The following is a 19902-nucleotide window of genomic DNA, read 5'->3' on the forward strand; positions in this document are numbered from 1 at the left end:
TCATTTTGTATAAGTCAACAGGAATAATCCAACAACAAAAAAAGTACATATTGCTATGCCCTTTTTTGTTGTCTAAGAGAGTTTTAATATCCAGGGTTTTGATCTGCGGGGCTCATGGCTTCATTGAAATTAAGTTCATCCAATGGAATAGGCCATAAATAGTGCTTTTCTGCAATCGAAAGTCCTTTGTTTTTCATAACAAACTCCTCAGCCCTGCCAGTCCTCTTCAGATCAAGCCAGCGTTTACCTTCAAACTGAGTTTCGTAGGCTTTTTCTTGTAAAATTATGTCCAGAAAGTCTTCTAGTGTAAGCACCTCTATACTGTAATCCATTTCAGACACCACCATTGGATCAAGACCAAAAGCTCTCCGCCGTACCTGGTTGACAGCTTCCAGGTTTTCTCCAGTAAGTCCATCTACTCTCGCAGAAGCCTCAGCAAAGATCAGGAGTAGCTCAGGATAGCGATAAACAGGCAAATCATTTCCAGCACCAGTGTTATCCACTGCTTGTGGTTCGGCGTATTTCCCATTCACAATTGTAGAATCCCCCAATCCAAAATCCACCACCTGCCACAGCCCTTTGCGCAGGTCGCCATCCTCCCATCCTTTATAAAAAGGATTGGTAGCATCACCATAGTGGGCATAGGCTCCCCCGAAATTATATAGACCGGTACTTGGATGATTTAGAATCCAAGGAAGACCATTGCCCTGCCCCGTCTGTCTGGTAAATTTAAAAGCAAAAATCTCTTCACTTGACGTGACCAGAGTAGCTCCAAAAATCTTCTCTCTAATGTCATCTACTGAAGCAATCTGCACCAATTGATACGTTCCTTCATTTATGACTTCCTGAGCTTTATTTTTGGCCATTTCATATTCTTCCAATTGCAGATAAACGTCCGCCAGTAAGGTTTTCGCTGCCCACACCGTAGGTCTTCCAGATTCAGCAGCGCTTGCCGGCAAATACATCTCAGCCGCCTCAAGGTCAGAAAGGATCAATTCATATACTTCTTCGACACTGCTTTTGGGAACATCTTTTTGATCAATATTCTCCGCTGTCCGAAGGGGGATCCCGCCCCAGTTTCTTACCAAATCAAAATAGGTAAGGGCTCTGAGAAATTTAGCCTCCGCAGAATAGCTGTTTTTTTCATCCTCAGTAAGAACCTCACTCAACGGAGCCTTCTCAATTACCAGATTGGCATTTCGAATACCTTGATAGAAGCTGTCCCATCGACTTGCCGCAGCATTGATATTAGTAGGATTGAACCCCTCAAAATCATTATATTGGGCACGACTTCCTCTTCCATACCCCCAATCGGTATGGGCACTGAGTATTGCTACGTGCTCTGATCTCACCATACGTAGTGGAAAGTAAATAGCATTGGTGGCTGCGTCAAAGTCAGATTTGTTCTGGTAGAAATTTTCTGACACAATGGTTTTGGGCTCTTCCTTCAGCAAATCACTGCATGAGCTCCCGACACCTCCTGAAACCAATAAACAGGCCATCAGGAATTTTGGATGAAATAATCTTTTCAGCGTTTTCATAGCTTTGTTTTTTGAGGGTTAAAAAGTAGCGTTTAGACCAATAGTATAAGACTTTGGTATCGGATAGCCGAAGTGGTCAATTCCCATTCTGTTATCCGCACCCTTACTGTTGACTTCAGGATCCCACCAGGAATACTTTGTGAACGTCAATAAATTTTGTCCACTTGCGTAGAGTCTCAGGCTTTTGAGAAACTTCCCCTGTGAATTCTTTAAAGGGAAATTATATGCCAAAAGCACGTTTCTCAATCTTAAATAGGAACCATCTTCTACAAACCTATCAGATACTCTAGCCGTGGTACTTCTACTTATCCTGGGGTACTTTGCGTCTGTATTCTGAGGAGTCCAATGATCCAACAGCACATCTTCCGGCATGTTCAGACCCTGACCATAGTCCATGGTGCTTGAGATTGCACTCACGTTCATAATATCGTTGCCCTTGCTGCCCTGAAAGAAAAGTTCCAGTTGGAACCCCTTGTAGCTCATATTGGAATTGAAGCCATAGAAGAAATCTGGATTAGGATCTCCTATATAGGTCTTATCTGCCTCATTTATCTCTCCATCATTATTCAAGTCTCTATATCTGATAGCACCTGTTTCGGTGTATCCATCTTCTTGATATCCCCAAAACTGGCCCAGAGGCCTTCCTTCTTCCATAATTGAAAAGTTATCGGACACGGCAATTACATTTATGAAATTGGTAAGTATAGGTTGTCCGTCATTTAGACTTAGCACCTTGTTACGATTGAAGGAAATATTTCCATCCAGACTCCAGCGGAAATCCGAGTTTAACACCTGTGCGAATAAGCTTAATTCCAGCCCCCTATTTTCAATAGAGCCTACATTATCAATAGTGGTAGTATATCCAAACGAACTTGGAAGCCGTACAGTGCTCAGTAGATCTCTGGTAGTTTTAAGGTAATAATCCGCTCCAAGCACCACTTTATCTTCCCATAATCCCATATCCAAGCCAAAGTCAAATTGCTCTGTAGTTTCCCATTTCAAGTCGCCGGGAAGAGTAGAACCCGGTGCCAGAAAATTGAATAATTCATCTCCAAATACTGTGTACCCCGGAAAAAGCCTGTTAAGGGTCGAATAGGGATCTATTGCCTGCGAACCGGTAAGTCCCCAGCTTGACCGTATTTTCAATGTGGATATTGTCTCCTGCCCTTTCATAAATTCCTCTTCATTTACTTTCCAGGCAATTGCACCAGAAGGAAAATACCCCCATTTATTTCCATCGCTATATCTGGAAGAACCATCTGCACGGAATGATGCTGTAAAGAGATACCTATTGTCAAAGCCGTAGTTCACCCTCCCCAAATAACTGAGTAAAACTGAATTGGAATAGCCAGAAGTTGGGACCCCCGGAATCTCTGCCGCCCCCAGATTATCAGTTTCATAAAGATCACTTAGGAATCCTGCTCCGCTTACTGCCAGAAACTTGGTAGTAAAGTCCTGATAGGTAAATCCTGCCAATATGTTTAAGTCATGTTTTTCGTTGAACACATCTGCATAGGTGATGGTGTTTTCGTTTAGCCGGCTTACATACTGGCTTGTAGTTATACTGGCATTTCCATTGCTGTTGATGAAGTTTCTACTTCTATAGGTATCCGTTCTATCATCGCGGTTTTCAATCCCTCCTGATATTTTAATAGTCAGCTCAGGAATAGGGCTATAACTGACAGCGGCATTGGCCAGCACTACATTGGCAGTGATTACAGTGGACTGTTCATTGATGAAATACAACGGATTGATCAAGTCTGGGGACACAAAAGGAAAATCATCCGCAAGATTATTGATAGTGCCATCAGGTAAGTATGGGGCTGATAAAGGAGAGGCAACCAATGCTGCCCCGATCATGCTTGCTCCCCTGGATCCGCCCTCACTATCTCTTCGGGCGGTGACCAACTTGCTAAGTGTACTATTAAAATCCACTTTGAATTTATCGCTTATCTTGTGGTTTACAGTGGAACGCAGTGAGTACCTGTCATAGTCAGATCCTTTGATGATACCGTCCTGTTGGAAAACACTTCCTCCCAACAAGAACTGAGTGTTTTCACCCCCACCTGAGACACTCACTGAAGTGTTTTTGATTGGAGCTTGCCGAAAAACTTCATCTTGCCAGTCCGTTCCCTCTCCAAAACCAGTTATCTCAGCATCAGTGAAATAAGGCTGCAAACCATCATTCTCAGCTTGAATATTCATCAAGCGCCCATACTGGGTACCATTCATCAGGTCTAGCTTCTTCCTGAGACTTTGCATACTGTACGCTGCGTCAAATTCCACAACCGTACCCGATCCACTTCCATTTTTGGTAGTGATCAATACCACACCATTTGCGCCTCGGGATCCATAGATAGCCGTAGCTGAGGCATCTTTGAGGATCTCTATACTAGCTATGTCAGCGTTATTCAGGTTGGTTGGATTTCCTGAAAATGGAAATCCGTCTATGACATAAAGTGGATCATTATCACCCTGAATAGAGTTGGCCCCACGGATCCTTACAGAAACACCTCCACCGGGAGCGCCGTTATTCTGGATCACCTGTACACCTGGCGCACGGCCATTCAGAGACTGTAATACATTGGATGTGGGAAAAGCATTCAATTCATCTCTATTTACCTGGGCGACGGCCCCCGTAAGATCGGCTCTTCTTGCAGACCCATAGCCTATCACTACCACTTCATCCAACTCCTTGTCATCACTATCAAGTGAAACATCAATTATCGTCTCGTTCCCGAGCTTAACCTCCTTGGACTCAAAGCCCAGAAACGAAAACACCAGCGTGACATCATTACGACCCGCTGGTATATCTATCGTGTATTTACCAGAATCATCGGAAATCACTCCGATATCTGTTCCTTTGATCTGCACTGCCGCTCCTGGCAAAGGATTGCTATCTGAATCTGTAACCGTGCCTGATACCGGGTTTTCAGTGTTGGTCGCTGATGGAGCAGGGATTGTGTCCCTTTGCGGTACTGGATCCTGGTAATAGCCCTCCCGGCTATTTCTTGCCATTGACTCCAGGGATAATCCCAAAGTCAAACAGGCCAGGAAAATTAAATGTGAGATTTTCTTCATAGTTGGTCAGTGGAAATAAAACAATGATGGATAACTGCGTACTTAACAATGCCAACTATTATTCCAGTAGAAAAAGGTGTTTAACAAAAATGCTTTGTCTAGGCTGTTTCAAGCATTTTTGAGCATAAAGCAAGCCCGTCCAAGAAAAAGAAACTACTTAACCTAATGATTCAAGCGACACAATGAGGAGTATTATCCTCATTGTGCCCCCTGTTTATTGTTTAAAACACCCTTCTAACAAGAGATTATTATCCCTCTAAACAACGTGATGCTTAACCATGTGTACAATCATATAAAAACATATATAAATCGAGGTGTGGCAACTCAAAAGTGTCACTAGATGTGATACTCCGGACACGGTTTCCGCTTAAATGACAGCGTTTAGGCAGAGAAATCATTCCCTCTAGCCGCCTACGACTTCCCCTCCATTCACATGAATAAACTGCCCTATAACATAAGAGCTATCCTCACTTGCCAGAAAAACATACGCCGGTGCCACCTCACTAGGCTGGCCAGCTCTTCCTAATGCAGTATCCTGGCCAAATTCTGTCACATCATCGAAGGTAGCAGGTATGAGAGGAGTCCAGATCGGGCCAGGAGCCACACCATTTACCCTGATTTTATCCTTTGCCAGCATCAATGCCAGTGATCGTGTAAACCCGACAATTGCACCTTTGGTACTGGCATAGTCCACCAGGTGTTCGCTTCCCCTATAGGTGGTCACTGAGCTTGTATTAATAATGACATCCCCAGCTTTCAAATGGGGGATTGCCAACTTTGCTAAATGAAAATAAGCAAAAATATTGGTTTCAAATGTCTCATGAAGCTGCTTCGTTGTGATGGAAGTGAGCTTATTCTTGGGGAATTGCACAGCAGCATTGTTTACTAATATATTAATCCCACCTAATTCATCCACGCATTGTTTTAATGCTTTTTTACAAAAGCTTTCTGACTTGAGATCGCCCGCGATGAGCAGACATTTTCTCCCTTCCTTTTCTACTAATTTCTTGGTGTCTTCTGCGTCTTTATCCTCACTTAGATAGATGATAGCAACATCTGCTCCTTCTCTGGCGTAATGAACCGCCACACTTTTTCCGATCCCACTGTCGCCTCCTGTGATCAGGGCGATTTTATTCTTCAGTTTTCCGCTCCCTTTATATCCCTTTCTGATCACTTCAGGCACAGGTTTCATTTTGCTCTGCTGCCCGGGCAGCGATTGGCTTTGGTCTTTAAATTCAGCTGGTTTTTTCATGGTTTGAGTGGGTTAGTTTAAGTGTATTGTGACTTAGGAATTGCGAAGAGCAGAGATCAACTCTTTCTTTGTCATTTTACTTCTACCTTCTATTCCTACCTGTTTGGCTTTATCATATAATTCCTGTTTTGATCTATCTTCGTACTTATCGGCATTGCCACCTTTTTTGCCCGAATCGGGAGTATTTGCAATACGTGCGGCTTTGGTTTTGCTCATACCTTCTCTGCGTAGAGCTTCGTATTTTTCATCATTTTTGATCTGTGGGCCATGGTCTTTTGTCATGATTTCTATGGTTTAGAGTTAAATTAAAATGGTTTTGGTCAATTCTGCTCACCAGATCCATGCGTTGTAAAACTAATTGGGCAAGCAGGTATTGGATATTATTAACTCATAAAAAATGCCGAAACTGAAGTCTTGGATTTTCAAACTCCCATGGACTTCCTCCCGGATAGATAGTCTTATAGTCAGGTTAGCTTTATCAATAAAAATTCCCGGGTATTCAAAATTTTAAGTCCTCACCAAATTCAGAAAATATAAGCTCAAGAATTCGGGGTCTGCAAAAACAGAACCCGACTTTATCTGGAGGTGGAATTAAATGAAAAGTTCAGCTATTGCTTCGGTCTTGAATACCTCATCTCGCCACGTGTGTTGATAGCTCCTTAAAAACAGTGTCCCCCAGAGATTTTTAAAACTACTCGTATCTCAAGGATTCGATAGGATCCAGTTTCGAAGCTTTGAAAGCAGGAAAATATCCGGACATCAAGCCTACTAAAATACAAATCAAAAAGGCAACGAACATCCAAAGCCAGGGGATCAGGAATCCTCCCACTCCAATTACGAGAGCGATTACATTGCCGATGGAAATGCCTAATAAGACACCCATGGCGCCACCCAAGATACAGATCATGATGGCTTCAAGAAGAAACTGCTGTCTGATTCTCAGCGGGGTAGCTCCCAGTGCTTTACGAATCCCTATTTCCCTAGTTCGCTCAGTCACAGATACAAGCATGATATTCATCAGCCCTATTGACGCTCCCAACAAGGTGATAAAGCCAATTCCGAAACCGCCCATGCGAAGATAACCCGCTACTTCTTCAAGACTTTCTGCCACTGACTGGCTTTTTGTCAAATCAAACGAATCTTCCTGCGCCACCCGGTCTTGACGGATCTCTCTCATCATACCTACGGCTTGTCCCATTTCATAATCTATCCGCTCCGGACCGGAGGCCACCCCAGTGATGTTATAGTTGAAATTGCCTGATTTATCCAGACGGCTGGCATTTTGAATAGGGAGCAAAATCTGCCTGTCTGCCCCCGAATCCTGTCCCACACCCCCTTGCTTCTCCAGCACTCCCACAATGGTATAAGGACGTCCAAGGATTGTGATTTTTTGGTTTAACGGCTCCTCATTGCCCTCGAAAAGTGTAGTGCTGAGTTCCTTACCGATGATACATACATTATATCCGTTCTGTATCTCCATGCTGGTGAAATTACGCCCGGTCTCAAGCTTCATGGCTTTGATGCTTAAGTAGTTTTCATCGCCACCACGAACTCTCACATTCGGATTGGTTGTCTTAGACCCACGCTTGATTTCTGCTGCTCCAGTGACAGATACAAATACCGTTGAAATTCCTACACTGTTATATTTTTCCTTGAAACTCATGACTTCACGGTAAGTCAGCTTAGGATAGCTTTTTTCCGTTTTACCGTCCTGAATTGCCCTTCCTCCACTGAACCCTTTGTTTCTGATATCGAAAGAATTTGCTCCCAAACCAGAAAAACTATCAGCTATTTGTGTCTTGATTCCATCAATGGCCGTAAGCATGCCTACAAGCGAGGAAATACCTATTGCAATGATAGCTCCTGTTAGAATTGTCCGTAAAAGATTTACTTTTATGGATCGCACAGCTTCACGTACGTTTTCGATCAGATTCATAATATGTTCGTAATGGAACGGGTTTACGGCGACAATACGCCTATACTATCCAAGTATAAATAATTACTTGTGAAATGACTATTTGACAAGAAAAATTAACTCAATTCAATGCATTCTATCTCCTCGGACTCCCATATTCTCCAATACATCCGCTTCAAACGCCAGCCATTCCTGCCATCTGTTGTTTACTAAGTCGGGATTTTGATATCTTCTTGCCAGTTCTATAAAAGTCACATAATGTCCCGCTTCAGAAATCATGAGCTCGTAGTAGAATTTCCGAAGTTCTACATCATCCAGACTAACAGACAGTAACTTAAATCGCTCACAGCTTCTAGCCTCTATCAGTGCGTTCATCAGCAGCTGCTCAGTAAGCTGCTGCATTCTACTCCCTCCTTTTTTCACAAAATTGGCCAGCTCGACCACATACTCGTCTTTCCGCGGAAACCCAAACTTCAGATTCCTCTTCCGAATCTGCTCCAGTACACGCTCAAAGTGACCCCACTCTTCAGCAACTATCGGAGTAAGGGTATCCACCAATTCATCAAGATCATTAAACCTCAATATCAAACTGATGCAAGATGAAGCGGCTTTCTGCTCGCAGTATGCATGATCCGTCAATATATTTTCCAATTGCATCTCCGCTATGCTTGCCCACCTGGGGTCAGTGGGTAGTTTCAGATGCAACATTTTCTGTCTTGTACTTTCCTCCCAACCCATTTTTAATCAAATAAATACCAAGTTATTCCCAAATCAATGAAAGACTTATAACCGGTGTAATCCGGAGTCACAAAATAACCTTCTTCCTTCATCAAACCACTATTGAGGTGATTGTATTTGAGTAAAACCCGGGTACGATGGATCCTGAAATCCAGAAAAACATCAGCTACAGGATACGCATATACATTGAAATCATTCTGAAGATAAAATTGCTGCGTACCGACAAAATAGGCCTCAGCATAATAATCTGAATGGTACCTGACATCTATACCCATCTGTACATACACATTTTCATTAAACATCGGACTGTCAAAGTAAAACCTAGTGTTCCCATAGAATTTCGGGATCCTGAAGTTATCGCTTGATTCACCGGTGATCTGCGTAAAGATCACTTCCATGTCCCACTGGAATTTCTGACCAACACGGATACTCGATCGCACTGCGGGAATCAACATAAATGCCTCGCCTGGGGATTGTTCAGCTTTCCTTTCTTCGTTAAAAAACACATAGTTGTTCACCCGGTTGATCGTAAGGGAAGGCCTAAGCTTTATTCTATTAAAATCGACTTTAAAAACTCCCCGGATTTGATCCACACCTATATTATTGAAATCGTTTTCCCACTGATAAAAATTCCCATAATACATCTGCTGCATGGCTGTGGGTTTGTACACAGCCTTGGTATAATCCACTTCTAGCCAAGGTGAGATGAATAAGCCATGAAGCCTGAATGCTCCTGGGATCAGATATTCTCCATCTGCGCTGATAGACCACTGCTCAGATATTTTTCCTATCAACTCTCCTCCTAGATAGACCTCATTGAAGTTGTTCTTCCTCCCGTCCGGATAAAATGTACTTTGCATCCTCCCCGCACGAAACTTGGCATGAGCATTATAGTAGAATCCTCGAAAACTACCCTTGAATCCCACTTCATTGCCCCATTCTTTGAAATCACTGTAGTTTCTGGTAGTGTCCCCTTGGGTATTCTCAGTCGTAGCATTGAGACGGGTGCTGGGATAATAAAGTGAATCACGACTGGTCAATGTGGCAGACAATGTAAAGTGCTTGTTCTTTTGGTCAAAAATATGGTACAGCTGCAACTCATCCCGCACACTATACTCATGATAAAACCTATACTCCTGGCGAAGGTCACTGGCCTGGGTATTGCTCAACCACACCTTGGCATCTTCATAAGTGAAATAAACCGAAGTACTATCTTCCTCTGGGGGTATGATCCCGCCGATTTCGTTTACTTTATGTAGCATCCTGGAAAAATTCCCCAAAAACCAATACTTCCCATTTTCGGAGCGGTAGTTGGTATGCATAGAATAGGAATTCTGTACCGTCATATTATCATCACGGGCATTAGGGTTGAGTGTCTTACGTGCACGGATGGTATGAAAATCAAACCCTACGTTCCACCGCGGGTTCACATTCCGGGCAAAGGCTATATCCAGCATATTCCGCTGACCTCCACCAAAGAAAGCGGACATCTCCGTGAAGGGGGACTTGGTATCAAAATACTTGTTATCCTCAGGGGCATGGAAATATAAATCATAAGCAGAAAATCCCGCTCTGGTGCCGATCACATCTGGAATCTCATAGAAAACCGGTTTGGCGGCACTCCCAATATTCCCGAGATCCTGATATTTCCAGCCACTTTTGGCCACAGGATCATAGTTGTGGAAATTATTAAGCGCAGTATCCTGAGGATAAAGAATCAAGTTGTTCCTCTTAATATCTTTTTCGTAAAAGAAAAGGCTTGTTTTGGGGCCATATACCATACGGGTGCTATCATCGAGTAGGGATTTCCTGATAGTAGTCTCGCCTTCTTCCTCCTCGTTTAGCTCCCCTTGCTGATTCTGACGGGGTTGCGGCACGGTACGCTGCGCCAAAGCAGCCTGCCCACACGCCATACTGACTAATATTAGATACCAGAGTAATCGTTTATTCACTTAGAGTTTGCCTTATTGAAGACCTTTTGATGGATCAGTTGTACCAAAGTTAGCTTATCAGCATCTGAAAAAACCACCTCTATTGGCAGCACAAAAATCGGAATTTCTTCCAGAAAACCTTTGGGCGCATGGGATTTAACTTTCACAGCATCTTTTTCCGTCGTTAGCACAACGGGATTTTGACGGCCATGTTGCCTAAATATTGTCCTAATGTGCTCAAAATCACTTCCGCCATAATCATAGTGGTCCGGATAGCTCACCACCTGAAGCAAATTAAACCTATTATCCACGTAGTCTATAAGGGGCTGATCATTTGCCAAGCCGGTCAGCAGTATAATCTGTTCTGAAAACACTGCTGATTTCATCATCGGAAATGGTTCCCCATAAGAAATTGAGGAAAAAAGCACGAAGGCAGCGGAATTGCTGTATGCAAACACATTGTCTTTTATTTTATTCCTTTCTGAATCGACCAATTCCTCGGGGCACTTTGAGACAATAATTACATCAGCCCTTTTCGCACCAGTCCTACTCTCTCTCAATCTGCCCATAGGCAAGATAAAATCCAAGAAAAATGGCTTCTGATAGGTAGTAAGAAGAATATTCAAGTCACCGACGACATAGCGATGCTGGAAGGCATCATCCAAAATGACGACTTCAGGAGAATCCGGACCCACGGCAATTTTCCCCAGCGAGCCCACCCTGTCTTCTCCTACGTAAACATTTATCCGCTCTCCAAATTTCTGATAAATCTGATAAGGTTCATCGCCGATCATCTCTGGAGAAGACTTCGAGGAAGCTTTGATAAAGCCTTTGGTCTTCCTCCCATAGCCCCTACTCAAGGTGGCTACTTGCTTCTCTTTATTTAGATGTCGGATCAGGAATTCCACCATCGGTGTTTTCCCTGTACCCCCTACACTCAGGTTGCCGACTACTATACAGGGAATCGGGGATAATGTACTTGCCAGCCAACCTTTATCGAAAAACCAATTTCGAAGAGAGGTAGCGAAACCATAAAGTAAGGCAAAAGGATAAAGCAAAAAAGCGTACCAGCGCATTCCAGAATTAGTATTTTTGACCAAATAAACAGAAAAAATATGGGATACAAGATCAGTGAGGTGATTTCCTATCTAGAACAAATTGCCCCTCCGACCTATCAGGAGTCATATGACAACGCTACTCTGATCACAGGAAATAGAGATGCGGAGGTAACAGGTATTGTGTGTACACTTGATTGCATAGAAGCCGTAGTGGCTGAAGCCATAGGACTGGGAGCCAACATGATCGTGGCCCATCACCCGATAGTTTTTAAGGGTGTGAAAAGTCTGACTGGGAGAAATTACGTGGAGCGGACAATCATCAAAGCAATAAAAAATGACATAGCCATCTATGCAATACATACCAATTTAGACCACGTATCCCATGGTGTGAACAAGCGGATCTCAGATAGACTCCAACTGAAGGACACAAAGATCCTACAACCAAAAAAACAATTGCTGAGTAAATTGGTGTTTTTTGTGCCTGAACCAGAGAAAGACAAAGTCCTACAGGCAGTTTATTCCGCAGGAGCCGGCAGGATCGGAGAATACTCAGAATGCTCCTTCCAAATAAAAGGCACAGGCACCTTCACTCCGTCGGAAAAAGCAAATCCAACCTTGGGTGAGCCGGGAAAAGCGCAGCAGGAGAAAGAGGTGAGAGTGGAAGTGTTGGTAGCAAACCACCTACTACCGAAGGTCTTACGCAAAATGAGGGCAGCCCATTCCTATGAGGAGGTGGCATATTACATACAAAGTCTTGAAAATGAGAATCAAGAAGTAGGGGCAGGAATGATAGGAATCCTTTCAGATGAAATGGGGAGTGAGGAATTTTTGGATTATTTAAAGGCCAAAATGAACTTGGAGGTGATAAAGCATACATCATTGATTGCCCGCAAAATAAAAAAAGTAGCTGTATGCGGTGGTGCGGGCATATTCCTGCTTGGAGATGCCAAGCGTGCGGGAGCAGACATATTTGTGACTTCTGATGTGAAATACCATGAGTTTTTCGATGCTGATGGAGCATTAATTCTCTGTGACATCGGACATTATGAGAGTGAAATTTTCACAAAAGAATTACTACACGAGTTTTTGTCACAAAATTTCCCTAATATTGCACTCTATTTGACAAAAGTAGTTACAAATCCCTCATCCTACCGATAGTACATGGAAAGTACAGTAGCACAGAAACTCGAAGCTATTCACAACCTTCAACTTTTAGATTCAAAACTAGACGCGATTATCAAAGTACGTGGAGCTCTTCCAGAAGAGGTTCAAGACTTAGAAGATGAGATTGCCGGCTATGAAACTCGTTTGGAGAAATTTCAAAGTGAAATAGATTCTTTTGAGAACGAAATCAAGGCGCTTAAGGAAAGCATCAAAGACTCTGAGAAACTGATCAAGAAATATCAGGAGCAGCAGATGAATGTTCGCAATAACCGCGAATATGATGCAATCACCAAGGAGCTGGAACTTCAGGATCTAGAGATTCAGGTTGCTAAAAAGAAAATTTCTGAAGCTGGATATAGAATAGACCAGAAAAAAGTGGACTTGGAGGAGTTAAGTGCCGTGAAGAAAGATCGTCAGAAAGATCTTGATCAAAAAAACAATGAACTAGCCTCTATTGTAACGGAAAGTGAATCTGAAGAAGCAAAGTTGAACGCAGACCGTGAGAAAGCAACCAAGAAAGTGGATGAAAGGCTTTTGAAATCCTATACCAAAATCAGAGCCAACGCCAAGAATGGCCTTGCTGTGGTAATGGTAAAAAGAGGCGCTTGCGGAGGTTGTTTCAACACTGTACCGCCACAGCGTCAGGCAGACATACGTGAAAAGAAAAAATTAATCGTTTGCGAACATTGCGGTAGAATCCTGGCAGGCGTAGAGGATGAGGTCATCGATGAGCCTACTCCAAAAAAGAAAAGAGCTACTAAAGCTAAAGCTTGATAAAAACGCTAAGTCATCATAAAAAAAGAAACCCTGAACTTAAAGTTTAGGGTTTCTTTTTTTTAAAGTTTTTTTTGCATTCTACATGTTAATTTCTCTATATTGAGAGCTATGAAAAGTCTTGGAATCCTAGTTGTCACTTTATTTCTTTCTCTTTCAGTTTTTGGCAAAGAGTCAGAACCCAAAACTTTTTTGGTAATATTCAAATCAAAGGAATTAAAATCGAAGGACACCTCCTTGAAGGCCATCGAATCACAATTTTCTACCGCCTATAAAACCAGGGCTTATTCCGGAAACTCGGAACTGGCGTTGATTATCGATATCCCAAAATGCGATTTTGATGCGTGCTTTCTTGGCCAGTTTCTCATCACTTCAGGAAAGGGCATAGATATGCAACTTCAGGATATCGCATTTCGTGTGGTGGATATGACTGCCAACAAAAAATCCCTGAATACCTTTCTGACTGCTTTTGAAGAAAATCAAAAACGGGAGAAAAACGAAAAAAGAAATCCTACACCAGCTCCCTGAGATGCTCGGTATCGTTTCTTTTCAATATTTCAAAAGACCCATCCGCTTTTTCTTCGATTAGGTATAAACACAGGTTCTTGTGTTCAAACATATCCATGTGACACAGATCCTGCTTCATAATCAAGCTTAAGAAGATACGCATCGCTCGTCCGTGCATACACACCAAAATCGTTTCTCCCGTCCCTGCAATTATCGTGTTTATCCCTCTTTGCATACGCTTCGCCACGATATTAGGACTCTCTCCCCCAGCTATGCAGTAATCCAAGTTTCCTTGCTGCCACTGCTTCAGCATGTGCTGGTAATACTGGCTTTCCTCTGGGGACATTGGCAACCCTTCGTAATCCCCCCAGGAAATCTCGTTGAGATCAGTAGTGGAAACCGCCGGAATGCCTAAATCCAAAAACGACTGAATGGACTGCTTTGTACGCTGAAGCCCCGTATAATAAATCTGATCAAAAGGAATGTCTTTATACGCTTCGAAAAATGCCGCCGCCTGTTTTCTGCCGTTTTCATTGATAGGCGCATCTATTCCACTGCCTTGTACCACTCCTTTTAAATTATAATCTGTCTGTCCGTGTCTAACGAGGTAAATTTTTTTTCGATTCAAGATTCTCTATTTTTGTCTGCACCCCAAAGAAAACCCATTTACTTTAAAATTTCATGGTATTCATCCAAAAGCCTTCATTGGATCAGCTCAACCAAAATGGAAAAAACACAATGACTGATCATTTGGGAATTGTTTTTACTGCTGTTGGAGATGATTACCTGTCTGCCCAAATGCCGGTTGATGAACGAACAAAACAACCCATGGGATTGTTGCACGGAGGAGCGAATGTAGTGCTTGCCGAGACCCTCGGAAGTGTGGCCGCTTCACTCACTATAGACCTGCACAAACAAGTCTGCGTTGGGTTGGAGATAAACGCAAATCACCTGAGAAGCGTTAAATCAGGAACGGTCACTGGCACCACCACTCCTATCCATATCGGGAAAAGCACACAGGTCTGGGAAATCAAAATCACAAATGAGCAAGGTCAACTCTGCTGCATCAGCCGGATTACCATGGCTATTTTAGACAAAAAGTAATGCACACACACGTAGCTACCAATCATACAAAAACCGGAATTCTACAACTCCTGGTTCAGCTAGGACTAACCTCAGGTGGTTCATTTGCCCTCTGGCGAAAACCAAAATCCAACACTGTTGAAATCGTATTGGATGACACATCAGAACCCATAAAAGTTGACCTTAACATAGAAGAACTGGAGCCTGGGTTTATTGTGCATCCATTCGCTGATCAGTTAGATAAAAAGGCCTTTTTCATTAAAGCCAACAAGTACTTCTCCTTTCAGCTGGATACACCTCTTACATCTGATGAACTCCCAGAATGGGCAAAAGTCCAATTAAGCAACCAGGAACGACTTTCTCCCCAGGATATTCGGGATGAATTGGCCAGCCGTACACCCCACTATACCCAATCTTCCAAAATCAGTGAAGAAAAAGAACATTTCATACAGCTGGTCAATAAAGCTATACAGGCTATCCAGGAAAACCAGTTGGAAAAAGTCGTGCCGGCAAGAACAAAAACGATCCCAATCCCTACTGATTTTGACCTGAGTCGCACCCTTTTGAGTATGATGGAAGCCTACCCAAATGCCTTCATCAATTTTTTCCACTTACCGAATGTAGGAACTTGGATCGGAGCCTCTCCCGAAACCTTGATAGAAACCGAAGGGGACATATTTACGACTATGTCCTTGGCTGGCACCCAAAAGGCAACAGGTGATAATCCGCTTAAATCAGTGGCATGGACACAAAAAGAAATTGAAGAACAAGCCTTGGTCAGCAGATATATCGTTTCCTGTTTTAAAAGAATCAGGCTTCGTGAATATGAGGAGCACGGACCTAAAACAGTGGTAGCAGGCAATCTGCTGCACTTACGATCTGACTTTAGAATCAACATGCAGGAGACTGGCTTTCCCAGACTAGGGTCTATTATGTTAGGCCTCCTCCATCCCACATCAGCTGTTTGTGGTATGCCCCGGAAAGAAGCCCATGATTTCCTTCAGAAATATGAAGGATTTGACCGTTCATTCTTTTCAGGCTTTTTGGGGCCGGTAAACGTCCATGGAAACACCTCTATTTATGTCAACTTGAGAACTGCTAGCCTGGATAATGAAGCTACACTATATGCCGGAGCTGGCGTGACAGAGGATTCTGATCCTGAAAAAGAATGGGAAGAAACAGAACTCAAATGTCAGATCATCGGTAAATTCATCCAAAACCCAAGCACTTGATACTTCAATCTGTAGTCGATCTCGTGGCGATCTGCGCCAAAAAAGGCATCCAAAACGCGATACTTTCACCAGGCTCACGCTGTGCCCCACTCACGCTCGCTTTTGCAAGACATCCACGGATCCATACCCGCACGATCTCTGACGAACGCTCAGCCGCATTCATAGCACTGGGCATGGCACAGCAAATGGAAGAACCTGTGGTATTGATATGTACCAGCGGATCAGCTGCCCTGAATTATTATCCTGCAGTAGCGGAAGCTTTTTTCCAGCAAATCCCTTTACTCATCTTGACCGCGGATCGCCCGGCAGAATGGATAGATCAGTACGATGGGCAGACGATTTTTCAGCAGGAAGTGTACGGGAAGCATGTGAAAAAGAGTTTTCAGCTACCTGATTCAGATACATTTTCCGACCAGAGCTGGCATAGTTCCAGGATTGTGAATGAAGCAATTAATCTCGCCACGCAATTTCCTGCTGGCCCCGTGCATATCAATATACCACTTCGCGAGCCTTTCTATCCAGAAAAAGGAGAAGCATTCGATTTTCCTGAAAAGCCAAAGGTTTTTAACTTAGTGAAAAGCAAAACCTTACCGACTGAGGAATCCCTCATCAAGCTCAAGAGCAGGCTGGAAGTTGTTCAGAAAATACTGATTGTCCCGGGTCAGCAAAGGCCTAATACACAAATTCAAGGCATTCTAGACCAACTCAGCAAAAATCAAAACGCTGTAATAGTCACAGATACGATCAGCAATTTACAGTCTGATCAAACAATTTCATCCCACGACCATTGGCTGGGAAATCCTGAAATTTCAGAGACGTTACAACCGGATCTGGTAATCAGTTTTGGCAAATCGGTTATTTCTAAGTCCCTCAAGCTTTTCCTTCGCAAGACACAGGCATCCCATTGGCATATACTGGAAGATGGCAATGCAAAGGACACCTATCAGAGATTGACCAGAAACATTGAATCTGAACCCCTGTTTTTTCTCAACTGGCTCAATGAGAATCTCGGAAACCAAAACTCTAAATACTACCAGACCTGGCATTCTCTTGAAAAGACAGTTTCTGCCAATCTGACCCAAATCTTACAGAGAGAAGCCTTTGGAGAATATGCTGCTTTGGCTAATTGTCTGGGTAAAACCCCACTCCTATCCAAAATCCACGTTGCCAACAGCATGCCTGTCCGCTATTTGAATTTGCTGGGAAAGAGAAATCAGGAGGTGATCTGTAACAGAGGAACCAGCGGCATAGATGGATCCAATTCCACGGCTGTGGGTTGTACTTTTACCACCAAGGAAATCGTCACTCTGATCACTGGTGACATGGCTTTCTTCTATGATCGCAATGCTTTTTGGCACAATTACACCATGCCCAATCTTCGGGTGATATTGCTGAATAATCATGCTGGAGGAATCTTCCGATTGATCGATGGCCCTGCAAAACAGCCAGAATTGGAGGAGTTTTTTGAAACCAAACAAAAGTTATCCGCTCAGCACTTGGCCACAGAATTTGGATTTTTCTATTCCAAAGCGGTGAATCATGAAGAACTGGAGGCTTCGCTGATTGACTTTTACTCTGATTCCCTTCATCCTAAAATCCTGGAAATCGAGACTTCCAGTCCAAAAAATGCTGAGATTTTGAAAGAAGTAAAGGAGAAAATCAAGATTGTAATTCAGCAGCAAAAGTAGAATCGGGAGAACTTCTTCTCCCGATTTTAATTATACCCCATATCAAAAATCCAAGTTCACCGATCTCAAACATCGTAAGAGGAATCAAACCAAAAAGAACTCCAACTACTGAGAAAATCAATATCCCAGAAACTATTCCCAATCCACCTAAAATCTGAGGGATATTCGACCAAAGGTTTTTATAACATAGAAATCCTGCCCCTATAAATCCATAGCCTAAACCAAAAGTGCCCAGCTTAATGATGTAATAATCTTCAAGCTTGAAACTTGAAGTTGCCAAAGAAATCAGGTCAATTGAATACCACACGCCATTTGCAATCAGCATCACCCAAAGGGCGATCTGAAGCACCTTGTTGGGAAACGCCACTGCCATTTTGATCAATCCAAAAAGGAATAAAGAAAAGGTAATCAGAACCCCTGCCTTCACTAAGCCAAAAGTTAAGGGATTGGTATAACTTCCTTCCATCCACTCGATTTCCATAGTGATATCAAAATAGCTCAAAAAGAAATAGATCAATCCTGCACCAAAACCAGTGTATAACCATGGTATTAATGACTTTGGATAATCAGGAGAGTTCTCAGCTTCTATGTTTTCCATCTTTGCTCCCAACGCTTCAAAAAGCGCTTTAATGGTATAACTCCTCGGAGTCACCTCCCCTGCTTCGATGCGCTGGATCGTCCGCACATTCAGGTTGCATAGCTCGACCAACTCCTCCTGAGTCAGTCCTTTTGCTTTTCTCATTTCAGAGATTTTCTTGCCAAGTTCCGGTTGTTTCATTGTGTGTATCGTTTGATTTACCATGGCAATTTCTGGGATTGGACTTAGACTTAGGACGAATCGGGCTCGGATTTGACCCGACATTTACCCGACAATGTAGAAAAAATAGCTCTATAAATCCTAAAAGGCCATTTACAAAAAAACATCCCCACTTTCATAGAGATGTCTTTATAGAATCACTACTTTTTTTTTAAAACAAACGCAACATATCATCCCGGATAGATCTGTTCGGGAGAATGAAACCTACCGAAACTTCATGGCTGCTGAAGTTTCTTTGATTGGAGCCTTTGAGTCCATAATCAAACACGTAGCCTACCCTGATCTGATCCAAAAAGTAAAATTTGATCTGCCCTATCAGGGAAGAAAAATCTTGCTGGACTTGCTGGTCATTGTTCCAGGGAAGTTTCAAGGAAGTACGATATCCAGCCCCGAGCCAAAACACATCCATGTACGCAAAAATACCATTCACATCCACTGAGGCAAAATTCTCAAAATCATCTCGGTAAAAGAAACTCGGTACAAAGGAAAGCGTCTCTCCCACGTCGAGCAAAATACCGCCTGTTAGGTTCATCTGAGGCGTAAGGTCTTGTGCAAAACTCGATTCATCTGGCTTCAAGACAGTAGCCAAAGCATGACTGACCGATAGCCCCAGGTAGTTGTATTGGGAAAAGTAAAACATACCGACATTGATATCAGGCTGGATGGAATTATCCAAACCGACTCCCAAAATCGGATCTTCTACATTTCCCGGATCCAACTCTCCCACATCAAAGGTATTCTGCAGAAATCCACCGCCAACTCCAAAACTCAGAAACCGATAGTCACCGAGCCTCAATTGATAGGAAAGGTTTAATTGAGCTCCGGTGGTACTTTGCACTCCGATCTTATCCGAAAATCCCTGGAATCCAATCCCAAGACTAGCGGCAGGAATCGCTCCATCTACTGCTAATCCCATAGTCGTCGGGCTTCCGTCCAGCCCCATCCACTGTCTTCTAAAATAGGCATCTCCACCTATTCCCTGCCTATATCCAGCGTAGGCAGGATTGACAAACGATTGATTGAATAAGTATTGGTTGTACCTGGATGGGTTTTGGGCACGAGCCTCCAAAGCCATCAGAAGCAGACATAAAATCAAAGTATTTTTAAAAATCCCTTTCATA

General features: G+C 43.0%; 17 protein-coding genes. 6 read left to right on the top strand and 11 right to left on the bottom strand.

Annotation, left to right across the window (positions count from 1 at the left end; genetic code table 11):
- Nucleotides 1–83 precede the first annotated feature (83 nt).
- The 8 genes from LZF95_RS02860 to lpxK form a co-directional block, all read right to left on the bottom strand.
- Entirely contained in the window at nucleotides 84–1541 is a 1458-nt protein-coding gene (locus tag LZF95_RS02860) for a RagB/SusD family nutrient uptake outer membrane protein (protein WP_233753487.1), read from the bottom strand.
- A gap of 18 nt (nucleotides 1542–1559) precedes the next feature.
- Nucleotides 1560–4622: a TonB-dependent receptor gene (locus LZF95_RS02865; protein ID WP_233753488.1), complete on the bottom strand. Its 3063-nt coding sequence runs from the start codon at nucleotides 4620–4622 to the stop codon at nucleotides 1560–1562.
- A gap of 403 nt (nucleotides 4623–5025) precedes the next feature.
- Entirely contained in the window at nucleotides 5026–5874 is an 849-nt protein-coding gene (locus tag LZF95_RS02870) for an SDR family oxidoreductase (protein WP_233753489.1), read from the bottom strand.
- Between the two features lie 33 nt (nucleotides 5875–5907).
- Nucleotides 5908–6156: a Rho termination factor N-terminal domain-containing protein gene (locus LZF95_RS02875; protein WP_233753490.1), complete on the bottom strand. Its 249-nt coding sequence runs from the start codon at nucleotides 6154–6156 to the stop codon at nucleotides 5908–5910.
- A 409-nt stretch (nucleotides 6157–6565) separates the two neighbouring features.
- Complete coding sequence (locus LZF95_RS02880) at nucleotides 6566–7810, bottom strand: ABC transporter permease (RefSeq protein WP_233753491.1); 1245 nt, start codon at nucleotides 7808–7810, stop codon at nucleotides 6566–6568.
- Between the two features lie 105 nt (nucleotides 7811–7915).
- Complete coding sequence (locus LZF95_RS02885) at nucleotides 7916–8497, bottom strand: tRNA-(ms[2]io[6]A)-hydroxylase (protein WP_233753492.1); 582 nt, start codon at nucleotides 8495–8497, stop codon at nucleotides 7916–7918.
- A gap of 32 nt (nucleotides 8498–8529) precedes the next feature.
- A complete protein-coding gene (locus LZF95_RS02890; RefSeq protein ID WP_233753493.1) occupies nucleotides 8530–10479 on the bottom strand; it encodes a putative porin in 1950 nt (649 codons plus the stop codon).
- Nucleotides 10476–11534, bottom strand: a complete 1059-nt coding sequence (lpxK, locus tag LZF95_RS02895) for a tetraacyldisaccharide 4'-kinase (RefSeq protein ID WP_233753494.1) — start codon at nucleotides 11532–11534, stop codon at nucleotides 10476–10478. Before lpxK ends, LZF95_RS02890 begins: the two co-directional genes overlap by 4 nt.
- Before the next feature lie 39 nt (nucleotides 11535–11573).
- Here lpxK and LZF95_RS02900 point away from each other — a divergent pair, with 39 nt between their 5' ends.
- The 3 genes from LZF95_RS02900 (at nucleotide 11574) to LZF95_RS02910 (ending at nucleotide 13982) form a co-directional block, all read left to right on the top strand.
- On the top strand, nucleotides 11574–12674 hold the full coding sequence (locus tag LZF95_RS02900; protein ID WP_233753495.1) for a Nif3-like dinuclear metal center hexameric protein: 1101 nt from the start codon (nucleotides 11574–11576) through the stop codon (nucleotides 12672–12674).
- 3 nt (nucleotides 12675–12677) lie between these two features.
- Nucleotides 12678–13454 carry a zinc ribbon domain-containing protein gene (locus tag LZF95_RS02905; RefSeq protein WP_233753496.1) on the top strand — a complete coding sequence of 259 codons (777 nt, stop codon included), beginning with the start codon at nucleotides 12678–12680 and terminating at the stop codon, nucleotides 13452–13454.
- Nucleotides 13455–13565: 111 nt separating this feature from the next.
- Nucleotides 13566–13982 carry a hypothetical protein gene (locus tag LZF95_RS02910; protein ID WP_233753497.1) on the top strand — a complete coding sequence of 139 codons (417 nt, stop codon included), beginning with the start codon at nucleotides 13566–13568 and terminating at the stop codon, nucleotides 13980–13982.
- Here LZF95_RS02910 and LZF95_RS02915 read toward each other — a convergent pair.
- Nucleotides 13966–14589: a histidine phosphatase family protein gene (locus LZF95_RS02915; protein WP_233753498.1), complete on the bottom strand. Its 624-nt coding sequence runs from the start codon at nucleotides 14587–14589 to the stop codon at nucleotides 13966–13968. The genes LZF95_RS02910 and LZF95_RS02915 overlap by 17 nt on opposite strands.
- Before the next feature lie 53 nt (nucleotides 14590–14642).
- Here LZF95_RS02915 and LZF95_RS02920 point away from each other — a divergent pair, with 53 nt between their 5' ends.
- From LZF95_RS02920 to menD, 3 genes are read left to right on the top strand one after another with little or no spacing between them, the layout of a single operon-like run.
- Entirely contained in the window at nucleotides 14643–15065 is a 423-nt protein-coding gene (locus LZF95_RS02920; protein ID WP_233753499.1) for a hotdog fold thioesterase, read from the top strand.
- A complete protein-coding gene (locus LZF95_RS02925; protein WP_233753500.1) occupies nucleotides 15065–16276 on the top strand; it encodes a chorismate-binding protein in 1212 nt (403 codons plus the stop codon). Before LZF95_RS02920 ends, LZF95_RS02925 begins: the two co-directional genes overlap by 1 nt.
- Complete coding sequence (menD, locus tag LZF95_RS02930) at nucleotides 16273–17964, top strand: 2-succinyl-5-enolpyruvyl-6-hydroxy-3-cyclohexene-1-carboxylic-acid synthase (RefSeq protein WP_233753501.1); 1692 nt, start codon at nucleotides 16273–16275, stop codon at nucleotides 17962–17964. Before LZF95_RS02925 ends, menD begins: the two co-directional genes overlap by 4 nt.
- Here menD and LZF95_RS02935 read toward each other — a convergent pair.
- Both LZF95_RS02935 and LZF95_RS02940 read right to left on the bottom strand, forming a co-directional pair.
- Entirely contained in the window at nucleotides 17936–18742 is an 807-nt protein-coding gene (locus LZF95_RS02935) for a helix-turn-helix domain-containing protein (protein WP_233753502.1), read from the bottom strand. The two genes, menD and LZF95_RS02935, sit on opposite strands and share 29 nt — an antisense overlap.
- 190 nt (nucleotides 18743–18932) lie before the next feature.
- Nucleotides 18933–19901 (bottom strand): type IX secretion system membrane protein PorP/SprF, encoded by a 969-nt coding sequence (locus LZF95_RS02940; RefSeq protein ID WP_233753503.1) that lies wholly within the window; start codon nucleotides 19899–19901, stop codon nucleotides 18933–18935.
- Between the last annotated feature and the right edge of the window lies 1 nt (nucleotide 19902).

This window comes from Algoriphagus sp. AGSA1 (assembly GCF_021390545.1).
Lineage (GTDB): Bacteria > Bacteroidota > Bacteroidia > Cytophagales > Cyclobacteriaceae > Algoriphagus.

Excerpts from the sequence above, each read along its gene's own strand:
- LZF95_RS02910 (WP_233753497.1), top strand. The coding sequence starts at position 13,566 with ATGAAAAGTCTTGGAATCCTAGTTGTCACTTTATTTCTTTCTCTTTCA.
- LZF95_RS02925 (WP_233753500.1), top strand. The coding sequence starts at position 15,065 with ATGCACACACACGTAGCTACCAATCATACAAAAACCGGAATTCTACAA.
- LZF95_RS02905 (WP_233753496.1), top strand. The coding sequence starts at position 12,678 with ATGGAAAGTACAGTAGCACAGAAACTCGAAGCTATTCACAACCTTCAA.
- LZF95_RS02880 (WP_233753491.1), bottom strand. The coding sequence starts at position 7,810 with ATGAATCTGATCGAAAACGTACGTGAAGCTGTGCGATCCATAAAAGTA.
- LZF95_RS02875 (WP_233753490.1), bottom strand. The coding sequence starts at position 6,156 with ATGACAAAAGACCATGGCCCACAGATCAAAAATGATGAAAAATACGAA.
- LZF95_RS02860 (WP_233753487.1), bottom strand. The coding sequence starts at position 1,541 with ATGAAAACGCTGAAAAGATTATTTCATCCAAAATTCCTGATGGCCTGT.
- lpxK (WP_233753494.1), bottom strand. The coding sequence starts at position 11,534 with ATGCGCTGGTACGCTTTTTTGCTTTATCCTTTTGCCTTACTTTATGGT.
- LZF95_RS02940 (WP_233753503.1), bottom strand. The coding sequence starts at position 19,901 with ATGAAAGGGATTTTTAAAAATACTTTGATTTTATGTCTGCTTCTGATG.
- LZF95_RS02870 (WP_233753489.1), bottom strand. The coding sequence starts at position 5,874 with ATGAAAAAACCAGCTGAATTTAAAGACCAAAGCCAATCGCTGCCCGGG.
- LZF95_RS02865 (WP_233753488.1), bottom strand. The coding sequence starts at position 4,622 with ATGAAGAAAATCTCACATTTAATTTTCCTGGCCTGTTTGACTTTGGGA.
- LZF95_RS02900 (WP_233753495.1), top strand. The coding sequence starts at position 11,574 with ATGGGATACAAGATCAGTGAGGTGATTTCCTATCTAGAACAAATTGCC.
- LZF95_RS02920 (WP_233753499.1), top strand. The coding sequence starts at position 14,643 with ATGGTATTCATCCAAAAGCCTTCATTGGATCAGCTCAACCAAAATGGA.
- LZF95_RS02885 (WP_233753492.1), bottom strand. The coding sequence starts at position 8,497 with ATGTTGCATCTGAAACTACCCACTGACCCCAGGTGGGCAAGCATAGCG.
- LZF95_RS02935 (WP_233753502.1), bottom strand. The coding sequence starts at position 18,742 with ATGAAACAACCGGAACTTGGCAAGAAAATCTCTGAAATGAGAAAAGCA.